The sequence below is a fragment of the Streptomyces sp. NPDC001828 genome, from assembly GCF_042892175.1.
Taxonomy (GTDB): Bacteria; Actinomycetota; Actinomycetes; order Streptomycetales; family Streptomycetaceae; genus Streptomyces.
Genome location: NZ_JBIATV010000016.1, coordinates 252,404 through 260,184 on the forward strand (window position 1 = coordinate 252,404; position 7,781 = coordinate 260,184).

Annotated in this window: 6 protein-coding genes; 5 read left to right on the forward strand and 1 reads right to left on the reverse strand. The window is 70.1% G+C overall.

Features of this window, described 5'->3' with window-relative positions; genetic code table 11:
* Positions 1 to 117 precede the first annotated feature (117 nt).
* The 5 genes from ACFYZA_RS35300 to ACFYZA_RS35320 are packed head-to-tail and all read left to right on the forward strand — an operon-like array spanning position 118 to position 7,043.
* On the forward strand, positions 118 to 981 hold the full coding sequence (locus tag ACFYZA_RS35300) for a hypothetical protein (protein WP_388494563.1): 864 nt from the start codon (positions 118 to 120) through the stop codon (positions 979 to 981).
* Complete coding sequence (locus ACFYZA_RS35305) at positions 971 to 2,326, forward strand: hypothetical protein (RefSeq protein WP_388494564.1); 1,356 nt, start codon at positions 971 to 973, stop codon at positions 2,324 to 2,326. Before ACFYZA_RS35300 ends, ACFYZA_RS35305 begins: the two co-directional genes overlap by 11 nt.
* Complete coding sequence (locus tag ACFYZA_RS35310; protein ID WP_382596249.1) at positions 2,323 to 3,870, forward strand: SCO6880 family protein; 1,548 nt, start codon at positions 2,323 to 2,325, stop codon at positions 3,868 to 3,870. The genes ACFYZA_RS35305 and ACFYZA_RS35310 overlap by 4 nt, the downstream gene beginning before the upstream one ends.
* A gap of 19 nt (positions 3,871 to 3,889) precedes the next feature.
* Positions 3,890 to 5,314, forward strand: coding sequence for an ATP-binding protein (locus ACFYZA_RS35315; RefSeq protein ID WP_388494565.1), 1,425 nt, complete (start codon positions 3,890 to 3,892; stop codon positions 5,312 to 5,314).
* Between the two features lies 1 nt (position 5,315).
* Complete coding sequence (locus tag ACFYZA_RS35320; RefSeq protein ID WP_388494566.1) at positions 5,316 to 7,043, forward strand: type VI secretion protein; 1,728 nt, start codon at positions 5,316 to 5,318, stop codon at positions 7,041 to 7,043.
* 16 nt (positions 7,044 to 7,059) lie between these two features.
* Here ACFYZA_RS35320 and ACFYZA_RS35325 read toward each other — a convergent pair whose 3' ends face one another.
* On the reverse strand, positions 7,060 to 7,623 hold the full coding sequence (locus ACFYZA_RS35325) for a GNAT family N-acetyltransferase (RefSeq protein WP_388494567.1): 564 nt from the start codon (positions 7,621 to 7,623) through the stop codon (positions 7,060 to 7,062).
* Between the last annotated feature and the right edge of the window lie 158 nt (positions 7,624 to 7,781).

The following is a 7,781-nucleotide window of genomic DNA, read 5'->3' on the forward strand; positions in this document are numbered from 1 at the left end:
GCCCACCGGCAGAGGTTGCGTCTCCCTGATGTCGAGTCACCACACCGCGCCCGCGCGGCAACCAGCACGGCTACCGTCGTACTACGCGGATTCGTACACGGCCGAGGGGGCGCAGGCATGAGTTTCGACGACGAGCCGGGCCATGTCGGGGGCGACCCCGGCCGCGGCGACGACCGCTTCAGCACGCTGGGCGGGACCCGGCAGACCCGTACGCGCATGCCCGAGACCACCGGCGACGTCTACGGCGGCGCCCGCCGCCCCCAGCGCACCTCGCGCTCGCTCGTGATGGTGGTCGGCGTCGTGGTCCTCCTCGTGGCCGCGATCGCCTTCGCCAACCGGGGCGCAGACGCGCCGTCCTCGGGGGACGGCGACACCGCGAAGGCGCCCGCGGCGCGGTCCACGGCGGCCACGGGCACGAAGCCGGTACCGGGCAAACAGGCCGGCATCGCGTCGGGCTTCGCCCACGATGAGCAGGGTGCGCAGTCTGCCGCCTCGAACTACGCCGTGGTGCTGGGGTCCACCGGGATGTTCAAAAAGGACAGCCGCCACCGGATTCTGGACTCGACCTACACGAGCGAAGCCGCCGATGGCCTGAAGGGCCCTCAGGACGGCGCTTACTCGGCCGACTTCCTCAAGAAGCTCGGGCTCGACGCGGAGGGCAATCCGCCCCAGGGCAATACGTTCGTGTCCCGCACCATCCCGGTCGGCACCAAAGTGGTGAGTTACAGCGCGGACAGCGCGAAGATCGCCGTCTGGTACACCGGCCTCATCGGCATGTCCGGACCCGGCTCGACCGATCCCGTACGCACGACGTGGAAGACCTGGACCTTCGATCTGAAGTGGTCCAGCAACGACTGGAAGATCGCCACCGACACCCAGGTCGACGGGCCGGCCCCAGTCCCCGGCGATGTCGCTGCGTCCAGCGCCGATGTCATCAGCAAGGCCGTCGAGGAGTACGGAGGCTTCACTTATGCCCGGTAGTCCTCGTCCCCGCTTCCGCTTGCTTGCCGGGGTGTTCGTGACCCTGCAGACCACAGCGGTGCTGCTCGCAACCCGAGCCGTGGCGGCCCCGACACCCACGCCTACCCCGACGCCCTCGCCGAGCGGCAGCAACAACCCCTGCGACCTTCTGATCGGCCCTGCCAAGCAGTACTGCCAATCCGGCGCGAGCAAGGGCAGCACCCCGCCCCCCAGCGACAGCGGCGCCGCCTCCGACCCCCTGACCTCCCTCGCAAAGGGCTGCGCCGACGCCGCCGCCTGGATCGTCGGCAAGCTCTCCGACGCGGTGAAGTCGACCGCGACCGTCGACTTCACCAACCCCAGCTTCCGCACCCAGTACGCCGTCGTCTTCGCCGCCGCCACCTTCCTCACCCTCGTCCTGTGGCTCCTGGCCGTCGCCAAGCGCGCCATCCGGGGGGTGCCGCTGTCGACGGCGATCTCGGAAGCCGTCGGCTTCCTGTGGCTGACCGTGCTCGCCTCCGCGTTCACCCCGCTGATCCTCTACACCGTCGTATCGGCCACCGATGCCGTCACGGAGGCCATCGCGAACGCGACCGGCAACCAGTCGGACGTGTTCTTCGGCTCGTTCTCGGCCGCCCTCAAGAAGGGCACCGACATCGGCGGCGGCCCGATCATGCTGATCGTCGTCGCCCTCGTCTCGATCCTCGCCGCGGGCGTCCTCTTCCTCGAACTGGTCATCCGCGCCGCCCTGTTGTACGTCGGCGCGCTGCTCGGCACCGTCGTGTACGCCGGGCTCGTCGACAAGAACATGTGGGGCCACGTACGCCGCTGGGCGGGCATCATGATCGCCGTGATCATGGTGAAACCCGTCATCGTGATCGTGCTCGGGCTCGCCGGCGCGCTCTCCTCCGGCAAGGGCCCCGACTCCTTCTCGGCCGTCGTCTCGGGCCTCGCCATCATCCTGCTCGCGATCTTCGCCTCGGCGATGATCTACCGCTTCGTACCCGGCTTCGGCGACGAGATCGCCTCGGCCCGCACCAACCGCAAGCAGGCCACCGACGGCTCCCAGGCCGCCGCCCTCATCTCCTCGCCCGCAGCCCTCGTCTCCCAGGGCATCAAGACCCACAGCGGCCGGGGCAACCAGGGGGGCGGCGCCGCCCAGGCCCGCCCCGCCAACCCCATGTCCGGTGGCGTGGCCGCGCACAGCAGCCGGGGCTCCGGCGGCGGGGTCGGCGGCGGATCTGTCCCCTCCGCCGCACCTCCGCCGCGCAGCGGCTCCGGCCCGACGTCCGGCACGCCGCACACTCACCGCCGTAATTCCGGCGGCACCGCAGGCAACAAGAACACTGGAGGTGGAGGGCGTTGACGACCCAGTCCCAACCGGTCGCGCCCCGCCGTACGTATCTGATCGGCCGCGCCCGGCCGTCGGCCGTCGTCGGCAAGAACCGCGAGACCGGCGAGATCGTACTGATCATCGGCGGCGCGTTCCTCGGCATGATGTGCGGGCTCCTCGTCCCCGTCCTGTCCCTGCGGATCGTGCTCCTGATGGGCTTCCCGTTCCTGGCGCTCGCCGCGGTGTACCTGCCGTACAAGCACCGCACGTTCTACAAGTGGTTCGAGATCAACCGCAGTTACAAGCGCTCGCTGCGCCGCGGCACCGCCTTCCGTTCGGGCGCGGCCGAGGCCGGCGTACGCCTCGACGGGCGCGAGGTCGAGGTGGGTCCCCCGCCCGGCATCGGCCATGTGAACTGGCTGGCCGCGCCCTTCGGCCCCGACGAGATCGCGGTCCTGCTGCACGCCGACCGGCGTACCGTCACCGCCGCCATCGAGATCGAGGGCCCCGGCGTCGGCCTGCGCGACAGCGAGGACCAGGAGGCCCTCGTCGACCGCTTCGGCACGCTGCTCAAGCATGTCGCCAACGGCGACGGCTTCGTGACGCGCCTCCAGATGCTGGCCCGCACCCTGCCCGCCGACCCCGACGCGCACGCCAAGGACGTCGCCCAGCGCGGCGACACCAAGTCCCCCGGCTGGCTCCAGGAGTCGTACGAGCAGCTCCAGTCGATGGTGTCCACCTCCAGCGAGCAGCACCGCGCCTACCTCGTGGCCTGCATGCAGTACAGCCGCGAACTCGCCGCCGAGGCCAACGCGATGGCCCGCGCCGCCAACCCGCACGGCCGCAAGCTCGACCGCGACGCGGGCCTCGCCGTGGTCATGGCCCGCGAACTGACCGACATCTGCGCCCGGTTGGCGGAAGCCGACATCCGGGTGCGCCAGCCGCTCGGCCAGAGCCGCCTCGCCTCGCTCGTGCACTCCATGTACGACCCGGACCACCCCATCGACCACATCCAGGCCATGACCAAGCGCAACGCCTGGCCGGCCGAGCTCGACGCCGTGGAGCCCACCTACCTCCAGGCCAAGACCCGCGAATCCTCGACGCGGGCGCCCTGGTGCCACGCCACGGCCTGGGTGAAGGAGTGGCCGATGACCCCGGTCGGCGTCAACTTCCTCGCGCCGCTGCTCGTCCACACCCCGGACGTGATCCGCACGGTCGCCGTCTGCATGGACCTCGAACCGACCGAAGTCGCGATCGAGCGCATGCTCACGGAGAAGACCAACGACGAGGCGGAGGCGTCCCGCGCCGCCAAGATGAACCGCACCGTCGACCCGCGCGACATCGCCGCCCACGGCCGTCTGGACCAGCGCGGCGAGGACCTCGCAAGCGGCGCCGCCGGCGTCAACCTGGTCGGCTACATCACGGTGTCCTCGCGCTCGCCGGAGGCCCTCGCCCGCGACAAGCGGACCATCAGAGCCTCCGCCGGCAAGTCGTACCTGAAGCTGGAGTGGTGCGACCGCGAGCACCACCGGGCCTTCGTCAACACCTTGCCGTTCGCGACCGGAATCCGCCGCTAGCCGAGAGGCAGTACCCGCCATGCGAGATCCGCTGTCTCTCGTCTCCGACGCCTTCACCGCCCTGCTCTTCGGCAAGGTGGAGACCACCCGGCTGCCCGTCCGCACCTCCACGGGCCAGGCCCAGGCCGTCTACCTGCCGACCGCCGCCCCCGGCCTCGGCGACTCCGGCGTGATCATCGGACGCGAGGTGTACAGCGGCAAGGGCTACATCTACGACCCCTTCCAGCTGTACGGCCAGCAGCTCCCGGCCCCGCACTGGCTGGTGCTCGGCGAGTCCGGCAACGGCAAGTCCGCGCTGGAAAAGACGTACGTCCTACGGCAGTTGAGGTTCCGCGACCGTCAGGTCGTCGTACTCGACGCACAGGGCGAGGACGGCGTCGGCGAGTGGAACCTCATCGCGCGCGAGCTGGGGATAACCCCCATCCGGCTCGACCCGATGACCGCGATGGACGGCGGCATCCGGCTCAACCCCCTGGACCCGGCGATCACCACGACCGGCCAGCTCGCGCTGCTTCGAACGATCATCGAAGTTGCGATGGGCCACGGCTTGGACGAACGATCGGGTTTCGCTCTCAAGGTGGCGCACGCCTACGTCAACGGCACGATCACGGACCGCCAGCCGGTCCTGACGGACATCGTGGAACAACTCCGCCACCCCGAGGCCGAGTCGGCCGAGGCGATGAACGTCGACATAGACGACGTACGGGCCTGGGGCCTTGACGTCGCCCTGGTCCTCGACCGCCTGGTCGACGGCGACCTGCGCGGCATGTTCGACGGCCCGACGACGGTCGGCATCGACCTGGACGCCCCCCTGATCGTCTTCGACCTTTCGCACATCGATCGGAACTCGATCGCGATGCCGATCCTGATGGCGATCGTGGGCGTCTGGCTGGAGCACACCTGGATCCGCCCCGACCGGAAGAAGCGCATCTTCCTGGTCGAGGAGGCCTGGCACATCATCAACAGCCCCTTCGTGGCCCAGCTCTTCCAGCGTCTCCTGAAGTTCGGCCGCCGCTTGGGCCTGTCCTTCGTGGCGGTCGTCCACCACCTCTCCGACGTCGTGGACGGCGCGGCGGCGAGGGAGGCGGCAGCGATCCTGAAGATGGCCTCGACCAGGACGATCTACGCCCAGAAGGCGGACGAGGCGAGGGCGACGGGCCGGGTCCTCGGCCTGCCACGCTGGGCGGTGGAGATCATCCCGACCCTCACCCCCGGCATCGCGGTATGGGACGTGAACGGCAATGTCCAAGTGGTCAAGCACCTGATCACGGAACGCGAACGCCCGCTGGTCTTCACCGACCGCGCGATGACGGAGTCCGCGGCGACGGACGACATCCTGGCCTCGGAGCTCGACTCCCAACTCGAATCGGAGACGGAACGCCGGGCAGCGATGATCGAACAACAACTGTCCGCATCCGACTCCCCCGAGTCCACGGTGGCCTGAAGTGAGCGGAACCGGCACCCCGAGAGGCGACCAGCGAGGCATCCCCGATTCCCTCCTGGTCGGCCTCCTGGCCTTCCTGCTCGGCCTGACGGTACTGGTGTGGACGGCCACCGGCCTGGCCGGCCTCTTCACCCACGGGTCCTGGCCCCCAGGCGTATCGTTCACCCACAGCCCGATGGCCCTGAGATCCCTGGTGACCTCCCCCCAGGACCTCCCCACCGCCTGGCCGGACACCCCACCCCCCGCCCTCCCGGGCTACGGCCTCTTCTGGGGCCTCCTGATCGGCGAACTCCTGATCCTGATCGTCCTGACGATCTTCACCCTGGGTACGTTCACCCGCTGGCGAGCCGTACGAGCGAGAACAAGACAGCAACGCCTGGCAGGCCCAGTGCCCCTGCCCCAGGACAGCTCCGCCCCTGCTGTGGAGAACGCGGCCCCCTCCACCCTCGCCGAGAGCAACGCGGCCGCCGCCCCCTCCCCTCCCGCTCCCGCTGTGGGCAGTCGTTCCGCAGGTCAATCGGGGTCTCCCCCGGTCGAGCGGAGCCGAGACCTTGGGGAGGGGTGGGCGCAGCGAACGCCGCTCGCCGGAACCCCGATTCCCGCGGCCGACCCCGCGCAGCAACTGGCGCCCGCCCCGGGCCCCGACGGCCAACTGGCCCCCGGCCCCGAGCACCCGCTGGACCCCGCCCCCGCGCCGGCAGTGCCCGTCATCCCCGAACCCGCCCACCCCGCATGGGGAGCCGGAACCCCCACCACGCGGAACGGGGTGGAACAGTTCCCCACCCCCCGGCCCGAACAGCCAACCCCCCGCCTCCACTTCGGCCCCCCGGACTCCCGAAGGCCCCGCGCCCTACAGGCCATCCAGGACGCAGAGGGCGCAGCCCTCGTCGTCACCTCGGACCCCACGCTGTGGGCAGAGACCAAGGACGCCCGGGCCAAGCTCGGCCCCGTACACGTCTACGACCCGACCCACCGCTGCGACACCCCCGCCAGACTCCACTGGTCCCCCACCGCCGGCTGCGAAGACGCGGACACCGCCGCCGCGAGGGCGGCCGCCCTCCTCGCCCCCGTACGCCCCCAGGCCCGTATGGACGCCGCCATGGCAGACACCGCGGAGACCTTGCTGCGCTGCTGGCTGCACGCCGCCGCCCTGGAGAGCCGCGACGGCAGGGCGACGAAACAGTTGCACCGCTGGGCCCAGGGAACGGCCGCCCACGAGGCCGTACGCATCCTCCGCACCCACCCCAAGGCACAGAGCGGCAGCGCGGGACTCCTGGAGTCGGCACTCACGGGCTACCCCGAACGCCGGGAAATCGCCCAGCAGTTGACGGCCCGAGCCCTGACCTGCCTCTCCTCGATCCACATCCGCGAGGCCTGCACACCGAACCGAGCGGATTCGCTCGCTCTGGAATCATTTGTGAACGAGGGGGGCACTCTTTATGTGGTGGGCGAAGCGATCGAGGACCCCCGGTCCGACCCCGCCGCGATGCCGCTCCTCACGGCACTCGCCGCAGACGTGGTCGAGCGCGGCCGCCGCATGGCCGAACGGTCATCTGACGGTCGCCTCGACCCACCAATGACGCTCGTCCTTGACGACGTCGCGGCCGTGGCTCCGCTTCCCCGGCTACCGGAGCTGCTGTCGACCGGTCAGGACCAGGGACTCCCGCTCCTGGTCCTGCTCCGCTCCCCCGAACAGGCCCGGGCCCGCTGGACCGAGGCCCTGACGTAGTCGCCGCTCTCGGCCGCTACGGCCGCACGATCTCCATCTCGAGGTCATGGCACCCGTCATCGGTCAGCTGCGCCGTGAACCCGGTGAGTACGAAGCCGGCCTTCCGGTAGAAGCCCCGAGCGCGCGGGTTGTTCTCGTGCACAAGGAGGCGGACCCGGTTCACCCGCGGGTCCTCCAGCGCCCAGGCCCACTCCAGCGCGGCCGCGAAGAGCCGCTCGGTCAGCCCGATCCCACGGAATTCCGGCCGTACGAAGACGCCCACGATGTGCGCCTGGGGCGAGGCGATCCTGTTCCCGAAGACATCGTCGGCACCCTCGGCCTCGATCAGCACCACGACGTTGCCGGCCCATTCACCGTCCGGCCCCTCGGCGACGAACTGCCGCACGGACGGGCTCTGCGCGTTCTTCGCCCGCTGCTGCCAGAACTCATCGGGCTGCGCGGAGGCGCTCTCCAACGTGTCGAGGAAGGCGACCGGCGCGGCCGGATCGGCAAGGGAAGCGAGCCGGAGCTCCTTCACCTTGCGCCACTCGTCGGCACGCACGGGACGTATGACGTGGTGCGAGGGACGTTCCATTTCCATGGGCAGATACTGCCACAACGCGAAAAAGCCCCGCACCGTGATCCGTATTTCTACAGATCATGATGCGGGGCTTTCCCCTAAAATTTGTTCGGCGGCGTCCTACTCTCCCACAGGGTCCCCCCTGCAGTACCATCGGCGCTGAAAGGCTTAGCTTCCGG